The sequence below is a fragment of the Aquabacterium sp. J223 genome (assembly GCF_024666615.1).
In the GTDB taxonomy this organism is placed as follows: domain Bacteria; phylum Pseudomonadota; class Gammaproteobacteria; order Burkholderiales; family Burkholderiaceae_C; genus J223.
Window position 1 is genome coordinate 2,380,528 of record NZ_CP088297.1, and the last position, 20,128, is coordinate 2,400,655.

Annotated in this window: 17 protein-coding genes and 2 pseudogenes; 9 read left to right on the forward strand and 10 right to left on the reverse strand. The window is 70.8% G+C overall.

Annotated features, from left to right (window positions below; genetic code table 11):
- Window positions 1–113: 113 nt before the first annotated feature.
- On the forward strand, window positions 114–1,337 hold the full coding sequence (locus tag LRS07_RS11515; RefSeq protein ID WP_260498185.1) for an MFS transporter: 1,224 nt from the start codon (window positions 114–116) through the stop codon (window positions 1,335–1,337).
- A 20-nt stretch (window positions 1,338–1,357) separates the two neighbouring features.
- Window positions 1,358–2,941, forward strand: coding sequence for a glutamine-hydrolyzing GMP synthase (gene guaA / locus LRS07_RS11520; RefSeq protein ID WP_260498186.1), 1,584 nt, complete (start codon window positions 1,358–1,360; stop codon window positions 2,939–2,941).
- A gap of 73 nt (window positions 2,942–3,014) precedes the next feature.
- On the opposite strand, the gene LRS07_RS11525 is transcribed toward guaA, so the two are convergent.
- From LRS07_RS11525 to LRS07_RS11560, 8 genes are read right to left on the reverse strand one after another with little or no spacing between them, the layout of a single operon-like run.
- The gene (locus LRS07_RS11525) at window positions 3,015–4,091 is read right to left on the reverse strand and encodes a porin (RefSeq protein ID WP_260498187.1); all 1,077 of its coding nucleotides are present in this window, start codon (window positions 4,089–4,091) and stop codon (window positions 3,015–3,017) included.
- Window positions 4,088–4,981 carry an amidohydrolase family protein gene (locus LRS07_RS11530; protein ID WP_260498188.1) on the reverse strand — a complete coding sequence of 298 codons (894 nt, stop codon included), beginning with the start codon at window positions 4,979–4,981 and terminating at the stop codon, window positions 4,088–4,090. The genes LRS07_RS11525 and LRS07_RS11530 overlap by 4 nt, the downstream gene beginning before the upstream one ends.
- Window positions 4,982–4,988: 7 nt before the next feature.
- Complete coding sequence (locus LRS07_RS11535; protein WP_260498189.1) at window positions 4,989–5,960, reverse strand: Bug family tripartite tricarboxylate transporter substrate binding protein; 972 nt, start codon at window positions 5,958–5,960, stop codon at window positions 4,989–4,991.
- A 24-nt stretch (window positions 5,961–5,984) separates the two neighbouring features.
- The gene (locus LRS07_RS11540) at window positions 5,985–6,926 is read right to left on the reverse strand and encodes an SMP-30/gluconolactonase/LRE family protein (protein WP_260498190.1); all 942 of its coding nucleotides are present in this window, start codon (window positions 6,924–6,926) and stop codon (window positions 5,985–5,987) included.
- A complete protein-coding gene (locus tag LRS07_RS11545; protein ID WP_260498191.1) occupies window positions 6,926–7,891 on the reverse strand; it encodes a Bug family tripartite tricarboxylate transporter substrate binding protein in 966 nt (321 codons plus the stop codon). Before LRS07_RS11545 ends, LRS07_RS11540 begins: the two co-directional genes overlap by 1 nt.
- Before the next feature lie 21 nt (window positions 7,892–7,912).
- Entirely contained in the window at window positions 7,913–8,815 is a 903-nt protein-coding gene (locus LRS07_RS11550) for an NAD(P)-dependent oxidoreductase (RefSeq protein ID WP_260502100.1), read from the reverse strand.
- A gap of 17 nt (window positions 8,816–8,832) precedes the next feature.
- Complete coding sequence (locus LRS07_RS11555; protein ID WP_260498192.1) at window positions 8,833–9,531, reverse strand: RraA family protein; 699 nt, start codon at window positions 9,529–9,531, stop codon at window positions 8,833–8,835.
- A gap of 57 nt (window positions 9,532–9,588) precedes the next feature.
- On the reverse strand, window positions 9,589–10,557 hold the full coding sequence (locus LRS07_RS11560; RefSeq protein WP_260498193.1) for a Bug family tripartite tricarboxylate transporter substrate binding protein: 969 nt from the start codon (window positions 10,555–10,557) through the stop codon (window positions 9,589–9,591).
- Between the two features lie 111 nt (window positions 10,558–10,668).
- On the opposite strand from LRS07_RS11560, the gene LRS07_RS11565 reads away from it, so the two are divergent.
- The 4 genes from LRS07_RS11565 (at window position 10,669) to LRS07_RS11580 (ending at window position 15,409) form a co-directional block, all read left to right on the forward strand.
- Window positions 10,669–11,568: a LysR family transcriptional regulator gene (locus LRS07_RS11565; protein WP_260498194.1), complete on the forward strand. Its 900-nt coding sequence runs from the start codon at window positions 10,669–10,671 to the stop codon at window positions 11,566–11,568.
- 192 nt (window positions 11,569–11,760) lie between these two features.
- Window positions 11,761–13,440, forward strand: coding sequence for an FAD-dependent oxidoreductase (locus LRS07_RS11570; protein WP_260498195.1), 1,680 nt, complete (start codon window positions 11,761–11,763; stop codon window positions 13,438–13,440).
- A 58-nt stretch (window positions 13,441–13,498) separates the two neighbouring features.
- Window positions 13,499–14,452, forward strand: a complete 954-nt coding sequence (locus LRS07_RS11575) for a Bug family tripartite tricarboxylate transporter substrate binding protein (protein ID WP_260498196.1) — start codon at window positions 13,499–13,501, stop codon at window positions 14,450–14,452.
- A 24-nt stretch (window positions 14,453–14,476) separates the two neighbouring features.
- A complete protein-coding gene (locus tag LRS07_RS11580) occupies window positions 14,477–15,409 on the forward strand; it encodes a LysR family transcriptional regulator (RefSeq protein ID WP_260498197.1) in 933 nt (310 codons plus the stop codon).
- Between the two features lie 33 nt (window positions 15,410–15,442).
- Here the strand turns inward: LRS07_RS11580 and LRS07_RS11585 are convergent.
- Window positions 15,443–15,598, reverse strand: a pseudogene (locus tag LRS07_RS11585) (antibiotic biosynthesis monooxygenase); the annotation flags it as partial.
- 128 nt (window positions 15,599–15,726) lie between these two features.
- Window positions 15,727–16,683, reverse strand: coding sequence for a LysR family transcriptional regulator (locus LRS07_RS11590; protein WP_260498198.1), 957 nt, complete (start codon window positions 16,681–16,683; stop codon window positions 15,727–15,729).
- A gap of 124 nt (window positions 16,684–16,807) precedes the next feature.
- On the opposite strand from LRS07_RS11590, the gene LRS07_RS11595 reads away from it, so the two are divergent.
- The 3 genes and pseudogenes from LRS07_RS11595 (at window position 16,808) to LRS07_RS11605 (ending at window position 20,113) form a co-directional block, all read left to right on the forward strand.
- Window positions 16,808–17,947: a CaiB/BaiF CoA transferase family protein gene (locus LRS07_RS11595; protein ID WP_260502101.1), complete on the forward strand. Its 1,140-nt coding sequence runs from the start codon at window positions 16,808–16,810 to the stop codon at window positions 17,945–17,947.
- A 25-nt stretch (window positions 17,948–17,972) separates the two neighbouring features.
- On the forward strand, window positions 17,973–18,380 hold the full coding sequence (locus LRS07_RS11600; protein ID WP_260498199.1) for a VOC family protein: 408 nt from the start codon (window positions 17,973–17,975) through the stop codon (window positions 18,378–18,380).
- 73 nt (window positions 18,381–18,453) lie between these two features.
- Window positions 18,454–20,113 (forward strand): annotated as a pseudogene (locus tag LRS07_RS11605) (acyl-CoA dehydrogenase family protein).
- Window positions 20,114–20,128 lie beyond the last annotated feature (15 nt).

The window sequence follows — 20,128 nt, forward strand, 5'->3', positions numbered from 1 at the left end:
GCTCGTCCTGTCACCGTCGCTCCCCTGACCGCTGCGCGGTCTGTCCCCTGGGACCTGTCCCTTCGATGACGAACCAGTCAACCCCCGCCGTTCCAGCCCCGCGACAGGCGGCCATGCCGTTCATCATGGTGACGGTGCTGATCGACATGGTGTCGATCGGCCTCATCGTGCCGGTGCTGCCGCTGATCGTCGGGCCGTTCGTGGCGTCGCCGGCCGAACAGGCGGTGTGGTTCGGCGTCATCTCGTTCGCCTTCGGCGTCGCCAACTTCATCGGCTCGCCCATCCTCGGCGCGCTGTCCGACCGCCATGGCCGGCGGCCGGTGCTGCTGCTCGGCTTCTTCGGGCTGGCGCTGAGCTTCTTCGTCACCGCCATGGCGACCGCGCTGTGGATGTTGATCGCCGTGCGCCTGGTCTCCGGCGCGCTGCAGGCCAACGCGGCGGTGGCCAACGCCTACGTCGCCGACATCACGCCGCCGGCGTTGCGCGCCAAGCGCTTCGGCCTCATCGGCGCGATGTTCGGCCTCGGCTTCATCCTCGGGCCGGTGATGGGCGGGCTGCTCGGCTCGATCGACATCCACCTGCCGTTCTACGCCGCCGGCACGCTGGCGGTCGCCAACGCCCTCTACGGCTGGCTGGTGCTGCCGGAATCGCTGCCGCCCGAGCGCCGGCGCCCGGTGGACTGGCGCCGCGCCAACCCGATCGCCTCGCTGCGCGGCCTGGCCCGGCTGCAGGGCATCGGCCCGCTGGTGGCGGTGATCGGCCTGGCGGGGCTGGCCCAGTTCACCATGCACACCGCCTGGGTGCTGTACGGCCAGCAGCGCTTCGGCTGGGGCCCGCGCGAGAACGGCTGGTCGCTCTTCGCCGTCGGGGTCATGTCCGTGCTCGTGCAGGCGGGGCTGCTGGGCTGGCTGCTCAAGCGCTTCAGCGCCCAGCGGCTGGCCGTGCTGGGGCTGTGCTCGTCGGCCCTGGCCTACGTCGGCTGGGGCCTGGCCACCGAGGGCTGGATGATGTACGCCATCATCGTCGTCAACGTGCTGGGCTTCGCCGCGCAGGCGTCGATGCAGAGCATCGTCTCCAACGCGGCGGACGCCCGCCAGCAGGGCGAGGCGATGGGCGCCGTCGGCTCGCTGAACAGCCTGATGGCCGTGCTCGGCCCGGTGTTCGGACCGGCGCTGCTGTCCTCGGTGTCGCACCTGCCGCCCGACGACTGGCGCCTAGGCGCGCCGTACTACTTCTGCGCGACGCTGATGGCGCTGGCGGCGCTGCTGGCCGCCCGCCATTTCCGCCGCATGCGCCGCGAGGGGCTGCTGCCCCTGGCCGCCGGCCGGCCGACCTGACCCCGAGACCTTCGACCACCATGCACGACAAGATCCTCATCCTCGACTTCGGCTCGCAGGTCACGCAGCTCATCGCCCGGCGGGTGCGGGAGGCGCATGTCTACTGCGAGATCCATCCGAACGACGTGTCGGACGACTTCATCCGGGCGTATGCGCCCAAGGGCGTCATCCTGTCGGGCAGCCACGCCAGCGCCTACGAGGACCACGACCTGCGCGCGCCGCAGGCGGTGTTCGACCTCGGCGTGCCGGTGCTCGGCATCTGCTACGGCATGCAGACCATGGCGCAGCAGCTGGGCGGCAAGGTGGAGTGGAGCGACCACCGCGAGTTCGGCTACGCCGAGGTGAGGGCGCACGGCCACACCCAGCTGCTCAACGCCATCGAGGACTACTCGACGGTGGAGGGCCACGGCATGCTGAAGGTGTGGATGAGCCACGGCGACAAGGTCACCGGCCTGCCGCCCGGCTTCAAGCTCATGGCCAGCACGCCGAGCTGCGAGATCGCCGGCATGGCCGACGAGCAGCGCCGCTTCTACGGCGTGCAGTTCCACCCCGAGGTGACGCACACCCTGCGCGGACGCGACCTGCTCAACCGCTTCGTGCTGCAGATCTGCGGCGCCCGGCCGGACTGGGTGATGGGCGACTACATCGAGGAGGCGGTGGCGCGCATCCGCGAGCAGGTGGGCGACGAGGAGGTCATCCTCGGCCTGTCCGGCGGGGTCGATTCCAGCGTGGCGGCGGCGCTCATCCACCGCGCCATCGGCGACCAGCTCACCTGCGTCTTCGTCGACCACGGCCTGCTGCGGCTGAACGAGGCCGAGCTGGTGATGGAGATGTTCGGCCGCAACCTGGGCGTGAAGGTGATCCACGTCGACGCCACCGAGCAGTTCATGGGGCACCTCAAGGGCGTGAGCGACCCCGAGGCCAAGCGCAAGGTCATCGGCCGCGAGTTCGTCGAGGTGTTCCAGGCCGAGGCGAAGAAGCTGAAGTCGGCCAAGTGGCTGGCCCAGGGCACCATCTACCCCGACGTCATCGAGTCCGCCGGCGGCAAGACCAAGAAGGCCACCACCATCAAGAGCCACCACAACGTCGGCGGCCTGCCCGAGACGCTCGGCCTGAAGCTGCTGGAGCCGCTGCGCGAGCTGTTCAAGGACGAGGTGCGAGAACTCGGCGTGGCGCTCGGCCTGCCGCACGAGATGGTCTACCGCCACCCCTTCCCCGGCCCTGGCCTGGGCGTGCGCATCCTCGGCGAGGTGAAGAAGGAATACGCCGACCTGCTGCGCAAGGCCGACGCCATTTTCATCGAGGAGCTGCGCAAGACGCTCGACTCGACCGGCACCAAGACCTGGTACGACCTGACCAGCCAGGCCTTCGCCGTCTTCCTGCCGGTCAAGAGCGTCGGGGTGATGGGCGACGGCCGCACCTACGACTACGTGGTCGCGCTGCGCGCCGTGCAGACCAGCGACTTCATGACCGCCGACTGGGCCGAACTGCCCTATGCGCTGCTGAAGAAGGTGTCGGGCCGGATCATCAACGAGGTGCGCGGCATCAACCGTGTGACCTACGACGTGAGCAGCAAGCCGCCGGCGACGATCGAGTGGGAGTGAGCGAGGCGCCCGCCATGGTCGTCCTGGGCCGGCCCCCGTTCACTCGCCATCATCGTCCGCCGGGCCGGTGCCGTCAGAAGCGGTGCCGCAGGCCCGCTTCGTAGCCGCTGGAGCGGCCGCCGGCGGTCACCGTCCCGGCGATGGCGTAGGCCGCGGCCGCGTCGTTGGTGATGCGCGCCGCCGTGGCGTACAGCGCCGTGCGGGGGGACAGGTTGTAGACGTAGCCGAGGCCGAGCTGGCTCGCGTCGTTGGCGCCGATCGCCGTGGCGCCGACACGGCCCGACAGGTCGTTCCGCACCCAGGAGCCCTTCACCTCATGCGGCCCGAACACCGCGCTGGCGGCCAGCATGGTCAGCGTCTGACGCGCTGCCGCCTGGTCCAGGCGCCGCCATGCGGCGGCCAGCCGCACGTTCTGCCATTGGTAGCTGCCGCCCACGGTGCCGTCCTTGAACTTGCCGGCGGTGGTCTGCGCGTTCTCGCTCGTCGTGTAGGCGGCCGACAGGCTGACCGGACCGCTGGACCAGCCGAGGCGCCCGCCCATCAGCTTGGCGTTGCCCGAAGCCACGGCGCCGCCTTCGCCGGCGGCGACCATGAGCGCGCCCTCCAACCCTGGCAGCCCTGCCAGGGACGGCAGGAGGTACTGCACGGCGTTGTCGCTGCGCACCAGCGTATTGCCGTTGGTGCCGAAGGTCGAGCGGACCGGGTTGGGTGCGCCCGCCACGCCGGCGCTGAAGAAGCTGGCGCTGCGCGCCACGCCGACGTAGCTGAAGGGGTCGAAGCGCGACCAGCTGACGTAGCTGGGCACGAAGTCGCGGCCCAGGCGCAGTTCGCCCATGCCGGTCGACACGAGCGACACCGTGCTGCGGCGGTCCCAGAACTTGTTGGCGTCGACCTGGCTGCCGCTGTCCACCAGCACGCCGTGCTCGAGATGGAACCCGGCCGACAGCCCACCGCCCAGGTCTTCCTTGCCGATGAAGGCCAGACGGCTCGTCGCGTTGGAGCCGCTGACCAGCGACGCGACCGAGCCGGTGCCGGTGTTGCGCACCTGGCGTGCCGCGCTGTCGAGGATCCCGGTCACGTTGACCGAACTCTGGGCCGATGCGGCGGACGTCATGGCCGCCAGGCAGGCAAGGGCGAATGGCTTCTTCATGGTCGGGTCTCCTCGTTTCGATCGGGGTCCGGGTCCGGCCGGGCCCCAGGGCTTCCTCGATCGATGGCGATCGGGAAGCGGTACAACCCCATCGCGTTGACCGACGCGATGGGGTCACGCAAGGGCGGCGGCGTCCACTCGATGAACTGCCGCCACAGGGACGCGGTGTCGGGACGCGGGCCGGCCGGCTTGGTGTGTGGCCAGTCCGATCCCCAGAGCAACCGGTCCGGCGCGGCATCCACCAGCGCCTCATGGATGGGCCGCACGTCCGCGTAGTCCGGGCCGGCGTCGGAGACGTTGGCCGCGCCGGACAACTTCACCCACAGCGGCGCGTCGTGCAGCAGCCGGCACAGCGTCCGCAGGCCCTCGTGGTCGGCGCCCAGGCGAGCGGGCGTCCGCCCCATGTGGTCGATGACCACGGGCACCCTGGACCGCGCGAGCCGCCCGGCCAGCGGCGGCAGCAGCCGGCTGTCGGTGAACAGCTGCAGGTGCAGGCCGCGCTCGGCCAGGCGCGGCTCCAGGGCGTCGAAGGCCCCGAGCGGGACGAAGCCGCCCCGTGCACGCGGGTCGCCGGGCTCGAAATGCGCCATGCGCACCCCGCGCACCCCGGCCTGCGCCAGGCGGTCGAGCTCGGCGTCGGTCACGCCGGCGTCGACGGCCGCCACACCGACGAGGCGGCCGCGGCCCTCCGCCAGGGCCGCCAGCAGCACGCGGTGGTCGGTGCCGTAGACGCTGGGCTGCACCACCACGCCGTGCGTGATGCCCAGCGGCCCGAGCGTCGCCCGCCAGGCGGCCAGCGATGCCGCCGCCGGCGTGTAGCTGCGCGCGGGGTGCATCGGGAACCGGTCCACCGGCGCGATGACATGGAAATGGCAGTCCACGTGGTCCATGGCCGCCTCAGTCCAGCGTGATCCGCGCGTCCCTCACGATCTTGGCCGTGCGCGCGATCTCGCTGCGGATGAACTCGGCGTACTCGGCGGGCGTGCCCGGCCGGACCTCGGCGCCCAGCCGTGCGAACTGCTCCTTCACGGCCGGCTGCCGCAGCACCCTGTCGAGCGCCTGGTTCAGGCGCGCCACCAGGTCGGGTGCCGCCTTGCCCGGCAGCACCAGGCCGAGCGTGGTGGCGGCGTCGAACCGGGCCACGCCGGCCTCGGCGAGCGTGGGCACCTCCGGCAGCAGCGGCGAGCGGCCGGCGGTGGTGACGGCCAGCGCGCGCAGCTTGCCGCCCTGCAGCAGCGGCAGCACCGACGAGAGCTGGTCGAAGTGGAGGTCGACGTGGCCCCCGGCCAGGTCCGTGTTGGCCGGCGCGCTGCCCTTGTAGGGCACGTGCACGAGCTGCGTGCCGGTGGCGTCCTGGAACAGCTCGCCGACGATGTGGTTGCCGCTGCCGCTGCCGGCGGACGCCATCGTCATCGTCCCCTTGCGGCTGCGGGCCAGCGCCAGCAGTTCCGCGACCGACTTCGCCGGCGACGACGACCCGACCACCAGCACCATCGGCACGCTGGCGATCAGGCCGACGGGGGTGAAGTCCTTGACCGAGTCGTAGGGCAGCCGGGGGTACAGCGACGGCGCCGCGAGGTGGTTGACGGGCGACGCGATGCCGATCGTGCTGCCGTCGGGCGCCGACTTGGCCACGGCGTCCAGGCCCAACGTGCCGCCGGCGCCGGCCTTGTTCTCCACGACCACCGGCTGGCCGAGTTCGCGGGACAGCTCCGGTGCCAGGATGCGGGCGCTGAGGTCAACGTTGCCGCCCGGTGGGAACGGCACCACCAGGCGGACCGGCTTGGTGGGCGGCGTGCCTTGGGCCGGCACGGACAGCGGCAGTGCGACCAGCGCCGCCAGCAGCCGGCGGCGGGGGGTGTTCAGCATGGGTGTCTCCTTCGGGCCTGTCGGTCAGTTCGCGCGCGGGTCCGCGCGGCCCGGGCGGTACAGCGGCAGGCCGGGCTCGTCCAGGACGGCGCGCAGCACCGTGCCGGTGACCGACTCGGTGCAGTACAGCGTCCGGCGGTCCGGGCCGCCGAACGCCACGTTGGTGAGCGACGAGCCCGCGCCGCTGCGCAGCACCAGCTCGGGCTCGGCACGGTGATTGAGCACCCACGCCACCCCGAGCCCGGGGTTGGCCACGACCAGGCGGCCCGAGCGGTCCACCGCCAGCCCGTCGGGTCCGCTCGGCCCGTACGACGTGAAGAAGGCCCCCACCTTGGCGACGCTGCCGTCGTCCAGCAGCGGCACCCGCCACACCTGGTTGCCGCGGGTCACGGCCAGGTACAGCACGCGCTCGTCGGGCGACAGCGCGACGCCGTTCGGGCTGGGCACGTTGGCCAGCAGCAGGTCGAGCTGCCCATCCGGTCGCAGGCGGTACAGCCGGCCGGTGGGGTCGTGCAGCCCGGTCTGGCCCTGGTCGGTGAAGTACAGGTTGCCGCGGCTGTCGAAGACCAGGTCGTTCACGCCCTTGAAGCGCTCGCTGTTGCGGCGTTCCAGGAACCGCCGCACCGCACCGCTGCGCACGTCCACCGCCATCAGGCCATTGCGGTAGTCGGTGACCAGCAGCTCCCGCTCGTTCAGGAACGTGGCGCCGTTGGGTTCGCCGTCCCACTGCGCCACCTGGTCCCACTCACCCTGCGGGTCGATGCGGAAGATGCGCCCGAACGGGATGTCCGTGACGTACAGGTTGCCCGCCTCGTCGAACACCGGCCCTTCGAGGAAGGAGTCGGTGGGCTGCCCGCTGCGGTTGGCGTCGGCCCAGGCCGAGCGCACGCCGCGGCGGCGGAACCGCTCGGGCAGCCGCGTGAACACCTCGGTGTCACGCACCTGCGGGGGCTGCAGCAGCCACATCATTGCCGCTCGAAGGCGGTGTGGGCCACCACCTTGCCCCAGGCGGCGGTGCGCTCGTGCAGGTCCTTCGCGAAGGTGGCCGCATCCCAGAACCCGGGCTCCGACGCGATCGACTCCGAGAACGCCTTCATGTCGGCCGAGGCCATGGCGGTGGCCAGTTCCTTCTGCAGCCGGTCGATCACGGCCTGCGGCGTGCCCTTGGGCGCCCACAGGCCGGTGAAGTTGATGAGGCCGAAGTTCTTCAGGCCGGCTTCGCCGAAGGTGGGCACGTCGGGCAGTGCGGCCAGCCGCCGGCCGCCGCTGACCGCCAGCAGGCGTGCCTTGCCGCCCTGCACGTTGCCCATGACGCCGGGGGTCGACGCGACCTGGAAGTCGATCGTGCCGGACAGCATCGCCATGGTGGCCTCGCCGGCGCCCTTGTAGGGCACGTGCATGAAGTTGACGCCGGCGGCGATGCCCAGCGCCTCGCTCACGAAATGCGGCGTGGTGCCGGCGCCGCCGGTGCCGTAGGTCACCTTGTCGGGCTGGCCCTTGGCGGCGGCCAGCAGGTCGGCCAGCGTCCGGTGCCGGGAGTCCGCCCTGACCACCACGCCCATCGGCGCGAACACGTAGGCGCCCACCGGCAGCAGGTCCTTCTCGTGGTCGAAGGGCAGCTTCTTGAAGATGTGCGGCAGCAGCGCGTAGGTGGTGTCGTTCGCCGCCAGCGTGTAGCCGTCGGGCGGCGATTGCACCACTGAGGCCAGGCCGATGGTGCCGGTGGCGCCGGCCTTGTTCTCCACGAAGAAGGTCTGGCCGGTCTGCTCCTGCAGCTTGGCGGCCATCTTCCGCGTGACGACGTCCACCGAGCCCCCGGGCGGGTAGGGCACGACGATCTTCACCGGCCTGGCCGGCCAGGCCTGCGCATGCGCGGCGGCCGAGGTCGCCAGCGCGAGGACGGCGGTGAGCAGAAGGCGGCGGGTCCGCATGGCGTGTCTCCGGTCCGGGGGTCAGCCGTGCAGCACGGCCAGGGCATTGCGGGCGGCGCCGACGCCCATCTTCACGTAGGCGTCTGCCGTCACGCCCGCGACGTGCGGGCTGAGCGTGATGCGCGGTTCGCCGTGGAACGGGTGCGCCGGCGTCATCGGCTCCTCCGCGAAGCTGTCCAGGCCGGCGCCGGCGACCTGTCCGCTGCGGATGGCCGCCAGCAGCGCCGGCTCGTCGATCAGCCCGCCGCGCGCCGTGTTGACGACGATCACGCCGGGCTTGCAGGCCGCCAGCGTGGCCGCGCTCAGCAGGCCGGCGTTGTCGGCCGTGAGCGGGCAGTGCAGCGAGATCACGTCCGACTCGCGCCAGATGGCGTCCAGCTCCACCCGCTGCACGAAAGGCGGCACGTCCTTCGCGTAGGGGTCGAACGCCAGCACGCGCATGCCCATGGCATCGGCCATGCGGGCGACCCTCAGGCCGATGGCGCCCAGGCCGACCAGGCCCACGGTGCGGCCTTCGAGCTCCATGCTCTTGTGCGTCGCCTTGTCCCAGTGCCCCGCGTGCATGCGCTCGTTGAGCACGGCCACCGACTTGGCACAGGCCAGCAGCAGGGCCATCGCATGCTCGGCCACGGCCGCGGCATTGGCGCCGGCGGCGGCCACCACCTGGATGCCGCGGGCGGCGGCGGCGGCCTTGTCGATGGTGTCGGTGCCGCTGCCGTGCTTGGAGATCACCCGCAGGCTGGGCGCAGCGTCCATCGCCGCCGCGCCCACCTTGCCGTAGCGCACGATGATGGCCACCGGGTCGTGCCGGCGGCACAGCGCCACGATGTCGTCGGGGCTGGGCGCCTTGCCGGCGAAGACGACCTCGTAGTCGTCCAGCAGCGCCAGCGCGGGCGCGGCGAGGTCGGCGCCGGTGATCAGCATGGCCGGCTTGCGGGGGCTCACAACGACTCCCCCTCGCCGATGACACCCGCGGTGCGCAGTGCGGCGTCCAGCCAGCCCGGGCGCAGGGCCTTGCGGCTCTTGATGTCGGCGATGCGCTTCGTCTCGGCGGCCAGCTTCTCGGCCGCCAGCGGCAGCATGGCGGCGGCCTTGTCGCGCTCGATCACGGTCACGCCGTCGGCATCGCCCACCACCAGGTCGCCCGGGTGCACGGTGACGCCGCCGACCGAGACGGGGTGGTTGAGCCGGCCGGCCACGCTCTTCGTCGGGCCGTTGGGGTTGAGGCCCGCGGCGAACATCGGGAAGCCCAGCGCCCGGATGGCCTCGCTGTCGCGCACGGCGCCGTCCATCACCACCGCCGCCACGCCCAGCGCCACCGCCTGCTGGCTCATGATCTCGCCCATCAGCGCGCTGGTGAGGTCGCCCTTGCCGTCGATCACGAGCACGTCGCCCGGCTTCGCCAGGGCCAGCGCGGCATGGATCATCAGGTTGTCGCCGGGGCGCACTTCCACCGTCAGCGCCGGGCCCGCGAACCGCATCGACGGCGAGAGCGGCGCGATGCGGCCGTGCAGCGCGCCGCGGCGGCCGGCCACGTCGGCCAGGATGGAGGAAGGGAACTGCGCGGCCTGTTCGACGACGCCGGGCGAGACGCGTTCGACCTCGCGGATCACATCGGGCAATGCAGCGGCTCGACTCATGAGAATCTCCTGGTGAAACTGGGTGGGAGGCCGGGCACTGCCCGGCCGGGGCTGGTGTCAGTCCAGCTTGGTGCCGGAGTCCTTGACGACCTTGCCCCAGCGGGGGATGTCGCTGCGGATCAGCGCCGCGAACTCCTCGGGCGTGCCGCCGGCGGTGTCGGCCCCTTCGTCGCCGAGGCGCTTGCTGAGCTCGGCCTGCCTGAGGGCCTTGTTGAATTCGGCGTTGACCTTCGCGATCACGTCCTTCGGGGTGCCGGCCGGCGCGAGCAGGCCGAACCAGGTGACGGCGTCGAAGCCCTTGTAGCCGGACTCGTTGATGGTGGGCACGTCGGGCAGGTCGTCGACGCGGCGGGCCGACGTCACGGCCAGCGCCCGCAGCTTGCCCTGCTTGATCTGGCCGAGCAGCGTCGGCACCGAGGACATGTACAGGTCCACCGTCCCGCTGACGACGTCCGTCATGGCCTGCGACGCGCCCTTGTACGGGACGTGCTGCGTCTTCACGCCGGCAGCCTTCTGGAACATCTCGCTGGTCAGGTGCGCGACGGTGCCGTTGCCGGGCGACGCGAAGTTCACCTGGCCGGGCTTGGCCTTGGCCGCCTGCACCGCGTCGGCCAGCGTCTTGTAGGGCGTGTTGACGCCGGTGACCAGCACCAGCGGCGCGTTGGCGAGCAGCACGATCGGCGCCAGGTCCTTCTGCGGGTCGTACGGCAGCTTCGCGTAGAGCGTGGGGTTGATGGCCAGGTTGCTGGTCTGGCCCAGCACCAGGGTGTAGCCGTCGGCGGCCGACTTCGCCGCCGCGTCCACGCCGAGGTTGCCGCCGGCGCCGGGCCGGTTGTCGATGACGAAGGTCCAGCCGGTCGCCTTGGCCACGTGCTGGCTGGTCTCGCGGGCGATGATGTCCGTGCCGCCGCCAGGCGGGAACGGCACCACGATGCGGATCGGCTTGGTCGGCCAGGCCTGGGCCGAGGCGCTGCCGGCGAGGGCGGCGAAGGCCAGCATGGCGGTGGTGCGTTGAAGGAAGGGCATGTCGTCGTCTCCGTGAAGGCCCGGTGCTCCGGATCTGGGCGCCAGTATTGGGAGGGTGCGTCGTACAGTCCAATCGATACTTTCTTCGGATCCATCGACGGAGCTTTCGCAATGGACCTGCGAGACCTGCGCTACTTCGAGACCATCGCCGAGCTGGAGCACCTGGGCCGCGCCTCGGCCCGGCTGCATCGCACCCAGCCGGCGTTGACCAGCAGCGTGCGGCGGCTGGAGGCCGCGTGCGGCGCGGCGCTGTTCGAGAAGGCCGGCCGCGGCATCCGCCTGACGGAAGCGGGCCGGGTGCTGCTGAAGTGGGCGCAGCGCATGCGCTTCGACGTGGAGGACGCCAGGCGCGAACTGCAGTCCATCGGCGCCGGGCTCACCGGCCATGTGCGGCTCGGCATCGTCCCGACGGCCGCGCAGTTCCTGCTGCCCGGCGTGGCCCGGCAGCTGCTGCGCGAAGCGCCTGGCGTCACGCTGCGCACGGTGGTGGGCCTGATCGACACGCTGCAGCCCTTGCTGCGCGCGGGCGAACTCGACCTCATGGTGGGCACCGAAAGCGCCGCCGAGCCCGGCTGGGTGTCGAAGACGCTGTCGGAGGACGTGATCGTGGTGGCCGCCAGCGAGCGGCACCCGGTCTTCGGCACGCGGGCGACGCTGAAGGACCTGAGCGCGCACGCCTGGGCGCTGCAGCCGCCCGGGGCCCCGACGCGCGACTGGCTCGATCACACCTTCGACCGCCACGGCCTGCCGAGGCCCCGGGTTCAGGTCGAGACGACGATGCTGCTGATGCTGCCCGGGCTCATCGTGCAGACGGAACTCCTGAGCTTCATCTCCCGGCAGCACCTGCAGGGCAAGGCCCACATCCCGGGGCTGAAGGAGGTGCCGGTCAAGGCCGCGGCGATGCGCCGGCGGCTGGTGGTGACCCATCGCGCCAACAGCTTCCTGTCGCCCGCGGCGCGCCGGCTGCTGGTGCTGTTCGAGGCGTCGGCCGGGCGGAAGGCCGATGGGTGACGACGCCGCGGGCGGTGCAGCCCCGCGGCTCCATGACCGTGGACGGCGGCCGAACCGCCCTCTGCGCTGCCGCCCGCCGATGCGTGCCGATTGCTGAGCGTTCGCTTAGGAGCCGTCCAGTATTTCGCGCTTGTTGCGGTGGGGGCCGTCGAATCCAATGCTGGCGTGGCAGTGGACGTCGGAGACACAGGCATGGGAGCAGGCGCGAAGCAGCTGCGCACGCAGGTCGTCATCGTCGGCGCGGGGCCGGTCGGGCTGTTGCTGGCGACGGATTTGGCCAAGCGAGGGATCCGGACCGTCGTCATGGAGCTGCGCGGCTTCATGGAACCGCCCAGCGTCAAATGCAACCACGTCTCCGCGCGCACCATGGAGCAGCTCCGCCGCTTGGGGCTGGCTGAGACGGTTCGGTCCACCGGGTTGCCGACGGACCACTCCAACGACATCGCGTTCCGCCTGACCACGACGGGTGTTGAACTGTCGCGGGTCCACATTCCGGGCCGCGCAGACCGGTACACCGACACCACGGGCCCGGATGGCTGGTGGCCCACGCCGGAGCCGCCGCACCGCATCAACCAGCGGTTCCTGGAGCCGCTGCTGGCCCGGCACGCGGCGAGCCTGCCTGAAGTCACCCTGATCAACGCCTGCGAGTTCACAGGCTTCACGGAGAACTCGCAGGGCATCGTGGCGCAGGCACACCTTCTCGGGAGCGGGCAGGCGCTGGAGATCTCCGGCAGCTACATCGTGGGGTGCGACGGTGCACGCTCGACCCTGCGCAGGGCCATCGGGGCGGTGCTGGAAGGGACCGCCGTCATACAACATGTCCAGTCGACCTTGATCAAGGCGCCGGCGTTGCTGGGGCGGCTGGGCGAGCGGCCCGCGTGGGCCTACTACTCGCTCAACTCGCGCCGATGCGGCACGGTCTTCGCGATCGATGGGACGCAGGAGTGGCTGGTCCACAACCACCTCGACGTCGAGGAGGCGGAAGCCGGGAACGTCGATCGGCATGCCTCCATCCGCGCCATCCTCGGGGTCGACGAGGACTTCCAGTACGAGGTGCTGAGCCACGAGGACTGGATCGCTCGCCGCCTGGTGGCCGACAGGTTCCGCAACGGTCGGGCGTTCATCTGCGGCGACGCCGCGCACCTCTGGATTCCGCAGGCCGGCTATGGCATGAATGCCGGCATCGCCGATTGCCTGGACCTGTCGTGGATGCTCGCTGCGACCCTCCAAGGGTGGGCATCGCCGGACCTGCTGGACGCCTACGAGGCTGAGCGCCTGCCCATCACGAACCAGGCGTCGCATTTCGCGATGAACCACGGGCTGCAGAAGATCAAGATGCGCCACTCGCTGCCGCCCGCGTTGGAGGAAGACTCTCCGGCCGGCGCGTTGGCGCGGGCGGAGGTCGGCAGCCGGGTGTACGACCTGAATGTGCGGCAGTTCTGCTGTGCCGGCCTGAACTTCGGCTACTACTACGACGCTTCTCCCGTCATCGTGTACGACGGCGAGGCGCCGCCCCCCTACGGAATGGACACCTTCACCCCGTCCATCGTGCCGGGGTGCCGGATGCCGCACTTCTGGCTGCCCGACGGTCGGTCCGTGTATGACGCGCTCGGCGACGGCTACACCCTGGTCCAGCTGGACCGCCGGGCCGATGCGGCCGCCGCGGCGCTGCTGCAGGAGGCCGAGCGGCAGGGGATGCCCATGACGCGGCTCCACATCGGTCGCGACGGCGTGCCGGACGTCTACACGTCGGACCTGCTCATCTGCAGGCCCGACCAGCATGTGGCCTGGCGATCCGGCCCGGCCCGGCTCGACGCAGCGAAGGTCGTGGCCACGCTGAGGGGCGATGCGGCCGGTCCACCCCCAGGCTGAGGGCGGCCTGCCTGCGGCCGCCGAGCCGCTCGAACATCATTCACAAGGAGACGATGAAGTGAAACGCAGACACTGGTTCGTCGGCACCGCCGCCATGGGACTGGCCTGGTCCGGCACGAGCCGGTCCCAGGGCAAGCCGCTGAGGATCGTCGTCCCGTACCCGCCGGGCGGCAGCGCCGACCTCCTGGCGCGCCTGATCGCCAAGCCGCTGGGCGACGTGCTGGGCGTCTCGACCGTCGTCGACAACAGGCCGGGAGCCAACGGCGCCATCGGCGCGCGGGACGCCGCCCAGAGTCCGCCGGACGGCAGCACGCTGGTGATCGTCACGGACGGCATGTACTCGATCCTTCCGCACATGCTGCCGCCAGGCGGCAAGGACCACATCAGGGACCTGGCGCCGGTGACGCACCTGATGGAAACGCCGCTGATCATTGCCGTGCGGCCCGACCTCGGCGTGGCGGACCTGCCCGAGCTGGTCAGGCTGGCCAAGGCGCGTCCAGAGCAGCTGACGTTCGCCGCCAACAACACCTCGAGCACTCACTTCATCGCCTTCGAGACGCTGAAGAAGCAGGCCGGCATTCGCGTCCGCCACATTCCCTACAGTGGCTCCGGTCCTGCGCTGTTGGCACTGCTCGGCGGGCAGGTGGACATCATGGTCGGCACGGCGCAGATGAAGCCGCAGGCCGACGGCAAGGTCGTCTACATCGCGGTCACCTCCAGGCGGCGCTATCCGCTGCTGCCCCAGGTGCCGACGGTCGGGGAAACCTATCCCGGCTTCGACCAGCCCGCCGCGCTGGGGCTCATGACGGCCAGAGGCACGCCCCCGGAGGTGATCGCGCGGCTCGGGTCCGCAATCAACAAGGTGCTTCACGACCCGGCCAACGCCAGATCGCTCATGGAGACCGGCGCAGGCGTGGTGACCGGCGGCGAGGCCGCCGAGTTCGGCGCCCTGATCGAACGGCAGCGCGCCGCGCGCGCCGACCTCATCAAGGAACTGAACATCAAGGCGTAGCGGCACGAGTTCTATGATGGAACCATGCCGGTCCCGAACGCCTTGAGCCTGCGGCAACTGCAGGCCTTCGTCCATGTCTATGAGCTTCGGAAACTCAATGCGGCCGCCGAACGCATGTTCATCACGCCCTCGGCGGTGAGCATCCACATCCGGGACCTCGAGGGTGTGATCGGCGGACGGCTGTTCGACCGCACGACGCGCGCCGTGTCGCCCACGGCGCTGGCCGTGTCCATCCGGCCGACGATCGAGAGGATGCTGCGCGACGCGGAATGGTTGACCCGCTGCTTCGCCGAAGACGTGCTCGCCGGTGGCGTGGTCCGCTTCGCGGTGACGCCGACCTTGGGCCATGCGCTGCTGCCGGACGTCATCGCGCGCTACCGGGCCGACCATCCCCACGTGCGGCTGGCCATAGAAGACTGCCCGCCGCAGAACTTCGTCGACCGCATCGCCGCGGAGGAACTCGATTTCGGCGTCGGCCGATTCGATGGCGAGCACGTGGAGCTCGAGTTCGAAACCTTGATGCAGGACCGACTGCAGTTCGTCTGCCGCCGCGAGCATCCTTTGGCGGGCCAGGACGAGATCCGCTGGGCCCAGCTGGCCGGCCTGCCCATCATCGGCGTCAGGCTGGGGAACCGCGCCCGCAGGCTGATCGATTCGGCGGCCGCACAGGCCGGGATCGTGCTCGAGCTGGCGGGCGAGGTCGCCTACCTGCCCTCCGCCCTGTGGATGGTGGCCTCCGACATCGGCGCGGCCATCCTTCCGTCGATCATGACCGATGACTTGCAGCGTTTCGGCCTGGTGTCGATCCCGCTGGTGCACCCGCAGGTGCGGCGCAACGTCTGCGTGGTGAAGCGACGCGGGCGCTCCTGCTCGCCCCAGGCGGAAGCGTTCATGCAGGCGCTGCGGCAGTCGATCGGCGACAAGGGAAGGGCGGCCGTCGTCGACCCCGCTGCCTGAGGCTCACCGCTTCGGATCGACCCGGTCCGGCGCCTAGCGGGTGGCGTCGCCGGGCAGCTTCGCCGCCAGCACGTCGGCCTTCTCGATCGACGGCGGTTCGGAGAACAACTCGCCGGCCTGTGCCATCAGGGCCGCCGCCACCTTGCCGGACAGGTGCGCCTGCCGGCCGGCGTCCAGGAAGGCGTCGAATCGCCGGCCCGACCGGCGCGGCGGCCAGGCTGCGCGTGAAGCGCACGTCGCTTCAGTACAAGCTTCAGAAGCTGGGCATCGTCCGGCCGTCGTGACCCGGCCGCCCGCCGGCGCGGAGGGCTCGGGGGCTACGTCCTCCTGCGAGGGGGCCTGCCCGGCCGAGCGCCCGTCGCCGGACGGCGGTCGGTCAGGGCGTCCGCGGGCTTTCTGCACCATCCTTGCATGTAGGCGACGAATTCGAGCAGCGCGGGGTCGGTGCCGCCGCGCTTCCAGACCAGGTAGGCGATGGACCTGGTCTGCGATGGCCGCAGCGCGACGTACCGGACGCCTTGCAGGCCGGCGTTGACGAAGGCGTCCGGCACGACGGCCACGCCCGCGCCTCGGGAAACGAGCACCAGTGCGGTCAACCAGTGCGTCACCTCATGCCGCACGCGCGGCGAGAAGCCGGCCGCCGCGCAGAGGGCGACCACGCTGTCGTAGTAGCTGGGCGACGCGTCACGGGCGAACAGCACCATGTCCTCGCCTGACAGCTGCTTCAGGTCGAGATGGGGTTGAGCGGCGCAAGGATGGTCAGCCGGCAGGCAGGCGACGAAACGCTCGCTGCGGATGACCAGGCTGTCCAGGTCCGCGGGCAGGACGCCCGCGTGCAGGAAGCCCGCGGCGAGCTGCCCGTGCGCGATGGCGTAGAGCTGTTCGGCCGAGCTCATCTCGCGCAGGGAGATGGTGACGTTCCTCGCCTCTTGGTCATGGCGGGACACCGCCTCCGGGATGCCGCGCAGCAGCATCCCGCCGACGAAGCCGATGCGCAGCTGGCCCCGCTTGCCGGCGCCGACGTCGCGTGTGGTGGCGCAGGCCTGTTCCAGCTGCGCAAGGACCTTGAGCGCCTCCGGATAGAACGCGGCACCGGCGGGCGTCAGGGACACCACCTTGGTGTTGCGCTCGAACAGCCGCGTGCCCAGCTCCTCCTCGACCTGCTTGATGGCGCTGCTCAAGGGCGGCTGCGACATCGAGAGTCGCGCGGCGGCGCGTCGGAAGTGCAGTTCTTCCGCCAGGGCGACGAAGTACTTGAGCTGCCGGAGTTCCATTCGCCGATGATATTCCGTGAGTATCAATGGAGACGAACATTCAATTGGACGGGATCAGTCGCCCTTCCTACAGTGCATCCCACCAGACCACCGAGAGGGCCCGCTGGACGGTCACGCAGACGACATGGCGACCACTGACTTCCTGCCCCGCGGCACGCCGCAGCCGGGTGCGCTTGCGGGCATTCGGGTGCTCGACCTGTCGCGTGTCCTCGGCGGGCCCTTCTGCACACAGATCCTTGGCGACCACGGTGCCGATGTCGTCAAGGTGGAGCCGCCCAGCGGCGACGAAACCCGCACATGGGGTCCGCCGTTCAAGGACGGGACGGCGTCGTACTACATCGGCATCAACCGCAACAAGCGGAACCGGGTGGTGAACCTCGCCACGGCCGAGGGGCGCTCCGAGGTGCTCGCGCTCATCGCGCAGTGCGACGTGCTGGTGGAGAACTTCCGCGCCGGAACGATGGAGCGGTGGGGGTTGGACCCGGCGTCGCTGCAGCGCCGGTTCCCGCGACTGGTGTACTGCCGCGTCACCGGCTTCGGCGACACCGGTCCGCTCGGCGGGCTTCCGGCGTACGACACGGCCGTGCAGGCGATGGTCGGCCTGATGAGCCTCAACGGTCCGGCGGACGGCGAGCCTTGCCGGGTCGGCTTTCCCGTGATCGACATGGTGACGGGGCTCAACGCCGCGCTGGGCGTGATGTTCGCGCTGCAGGAGCGTGAGCGCAGCGGAAAGGGCCAGTTCGTCGAATCGGCGCTGTACGACAGCGGCCTTTCGATGCTGCATCCCTACGCCGCCAACTACTTCCTGTCCGGCCGCACCCCCGCCCGGGTCGGCAACGCGCACTCCAACATCTACCCCTACGACGTCTTCCCGACGCAGTCGGTCGCCTTGTATCTGGCGGTGGGCAACGACGTGCAGTTCGCCCGCCTGTGCGCCCATCTGGGACAGGGCGAACTGGCGAACGACGCGCGATTCCGGTCCAACAGCGACCGGTCCAGGCACCGTGACGCCCTGCGCGAGGTGCTGGCCGCGCTCATCCTGCCCGGCGACGGGCATCGGCTGGCCCTCGGCCTCATGGCGGCCGGCGTTCCGTGCGGGCCGGTGCTGACGGTCGACCAGGCGTTGGCGCACGCGCAGACCGCGGAGCGCGGCATGGTCGTGGCGATCGGCGACACCTACACCGGCCTCGGTTCACCGATCAAGCTGTCCCGCACGCCGGCCACCTACCGCATCGCACCGGCCGGCTTCGGCCAGGCGCCTTGACCCAACGCATCGCACGGCGCACCGCATGTCCGACCGCCCGTCCTTCAACCTCCACCATGTCCATGTCTTCGCGTCCAACCTGGACCTCAGCCTGGCGTTCTATGCCAGGTGGTTCGGCGCCCGCGTGGTCTGGGACGCACCGTATGCCGGCTCGCGCAACGTCTTCGTCCAGATCGGCGTCGGCAGGCTGCACTTTTATGACCAGCCGCCGCGAGGCGAGGGCAGGAACGCCTTCCATCACCTGGGCATCCAGGTCGACGCGCTGGATGCACTGTACGAGCGGATGCGCGACGACGGCGTGCCGCTGCGCCAACCCGTCAAGCGCTCGGCCGACGGGGCGTACCTGATGGTGGAAGCGCCCGACGGCGTGCTGCTCGAGCTCTTCGAGCCGGCGTCGGAACGCAGGGACGCGCTGCCGGGCTACTACGTCTGAAGGCGCCGCACCGGATGGCGGCCACGGGCGGCCGATCAGCCCCACCTCTCCTCACCAACTGCAAAGGGTTCACATGTCACATCCTGCAGAGGCCGTCGCGGCCCTGGATCCCATACCCGACAGCATGGGCCAGAACCTGTACGTCGCCGATGCCGATCTGCCGGCGCTGCTCGCGCTGTACCTGGAGGCACCGCTGCTGGCCCACCTGACGCCGCACCTGCACCGGCTGGGCGAGCTGGCGGGCGGCAGGTTCGAGGTGCTGGCGTCCATCGCGGACAAGAAGCCGCCGGAGCTGGTCGTGCGCACCCGGCAGGGCCATGACTGCAACGAAGTCGTCAAGAACCCCGCATACGTGGAACTGGAGAAGTGGGCGTTCTCGACCTTCGGCCTGGCGGCGGCCTCGCATGTGCCCGGGGTGCTCGGCTGGCCTGCACCGCTGCCGGCCGTCGCGAAGTACACGCTGTTCTACCTCTTCTCGCAGGCCGAGTTCGGCCTGACCTGCCCGGTGAACATGACGGATTCGCTCACCCGCACGCTGAAGAAGTACGGTCATCCGGAACTGGTCGAGCGCTTCTTCGCGCGCCTGACGTCGCTCGACATCGACAACTACGTCCAGGGGGCCATGTTCATGACGGAGCAGAGCGCCGGCTCCGACATCGCGCGCACCACGACGGTCGCCCGCCGAGCCGGCGCGCACTGGACGCTCCACGGCGACAAGTGGTTCTGCTCCAACGCGAGCGCCGACCTGGCGATGGTGCTGGCGCGGCCCGAGGGGGCACCAGCCGGCATGGGGGGGGGTGAGCCTGTTCCTCATGCCGCGGGTGAAGGCGGATGGCACCGCCAACCAGTACCGCATCGTGCGGCTCAAGGACAAGATGGGGACGCGCTCGATGGCCAGCGGCGAGATCCGCCTGGAGGGCGCGGAGGCGTACCTCGTCGGCCGGGAAGGGAAGGGCTTCCAGCAGATGGCCGAGATGGTCAACAGCTCGCGCCTGTCGAACGGCGTGCGCTCCGGCGCGCTCATGCGCCGAGCCCTGACCGAGGCGCGCTTCGTCGCCACCCACCGCCATGCCTTCGGCAAGCGCCTGGTCGATCTGCCGCTCATGCGAAGGCAACTGGAGAAGATGGCCCTGCCGACCGAGCAGGCGCGCTCCTTTGGCTTCCAGACCGCGCAGGCGCTGCAGCGGGCCGACGCAGGCGACGAACAGGCGCGCAGGCTGGTGCGCATCATGACGCCGCTGATCAAGTTCCGCGCCTGCCGCGACGCCCGGCAGGTGACCGGTGACGCGATGGAGGTTCGTGGTGGCTGCGGGTACATCGAAGAGTGGACGGAGCCGCGGCTGCTGCGCGAAGCCCACCTCGGATCGATCTGGGAGGGCACGAGCAACATCGTGGCCCTCGACGTCTACCGCGCCATCGTGCGGGAGAACGCCCTCGACGCGTACGGCCGGCACCTGCGGGGCCTGCTCACCTCGACGCCGACCTCGCTGACCGGTCTTCTGTCGGACCGGTTGGACACCGTGCTGCGCCACGCGGAGCGGGCGGCGGCGGCGTCCAGCGACGAGGAGGCGCGCGAAGTGGCGTCGGCCCTGTACCACATCGGCAGCGCGGTGATCTTCGCCTGGGAAGCCGGTCAACCCGGGCTGGGCCATCGGGCGGACTTCGCGCGCCAGGTGCTGGTGCACCGACTGGACCCGCGGTTGAGACGGCTGGGCCTGCTGGCCGGCGCTTGAACAGGGCCGCCTGGT

Bases quoted from the DNA above. Each gene is read 5' to 3' on its own strand.
- LRS07_RS11515 (WP_260498185.1), top strand. From the start codon at position 114: ATGCCGTTCATCATGGTGACGGTGCTGATCGACATGGTGTCGATCGGC.
- guaA (WP_260498186.1), top strand. From the start codon at position 1,358: ATGCACGACAAGATCCTCATCCTCGACTTCGGCTCGCAGGTCACGCAG.
- LRS07_RS11525 (WP_260498187.1), bottom strand. From the start codon at position 4,091: ATGAAGAAGCCATTCGCCCTTGCCTGCCTGGCGGCCATGACGTCCGCC.
- LRS07_RS11530 (WP_260498188.1), bottom strand. From the start codon at position 4,981: ATGGACCACGTGGACTGCCATTTCCATGTCATCGCGCCGGTGGACCGG.
- LRS07_RS11535 (WP_260498189.1), bottom strand. From the start codon at position 5,960: ATGCTGAACACCCCCCGCCGCCGGCTGCTGGCGGCGCTGGTCGCACTG.
- LRS07_RS11540 (WP_260498190.1), bottom strand. From the start codon at position 6,926: ATGTGGCTGCTGCAGCCCCCGCAGGTGCGTGACACCGAGGTGTTCACG.
- LRS07_RS11545 (WP_260498191.1), bottom strand. From the start codon at position 7,891: ATGCGGACCCGCCGCCTTCTGCTCACCGCCGTCCTCGCGCTGGCGACC.
- LRS07_RS11550 (WP_260502100.1), bottom strand. From the start codon at position 8,815: ATGCTGATCACCGGCGCCGACCTCGCCGCGCCCGCGCTGGCGCTGCTG.
- LRS07_RS11555 (WP_260498192.1), bottom strand. From the start codon at position 9,531: ATGAGTCGAGCCGCTGCATTGCCCGATGTGATCCGCGAGGTCGAACGC.
- LRS07_RS11560 (WP_260498193.1), bottom strand. From the start codon at position 10,557: ATGCCCTTCCTTCAACGCACCACCGCCATGCTGGCCTTCGCCGCCCTC.
- LRS07_RS11565 (WP_260498194.1), top strand. From the start codon at position 10,669: ATGGACCTGCGAGACCTGCGCTACTTCGAGACCATCGCCGAGCTGGAG.
- LRS07_RS11570 (WP_260498195.1), top strand. From the start codon at position 11,761: ATGGGAGCAGGCGCGAAGCAGCTGCGCACGCAGGTCGTCATCGTCGGC.
- LRS07_RS11580 (WP_260498197.1), top strand. From the start codon at position 14,477: ATGCCGGTCCCGAACGCCTTGAGCCTGCGGCAACTGCAGGCCTTCGTC.
- LRS07_RS11590 (WP_260498198.1), bottom strand. From the start codon at position 16,683: ATGGAACTCCGGCAGCTCAAGTACTTCGTCGCCCTGGCGGAAGAACTG.
- LRS07_RS11595 (WP_260502101.1), top strand. From the start codon at position 16,808: ATGGCGACCACTGACTTCCTGCCCCGCGGCACGCCGCAGCCGGGTGCG.
- LRS07_RS11600 (WP_260498199.1), top strand. From the start codon at position 17,973: ATGTCCGACCGCCCGTCCTTCAACCTCCACCATGTCCATGTCTTCGCG.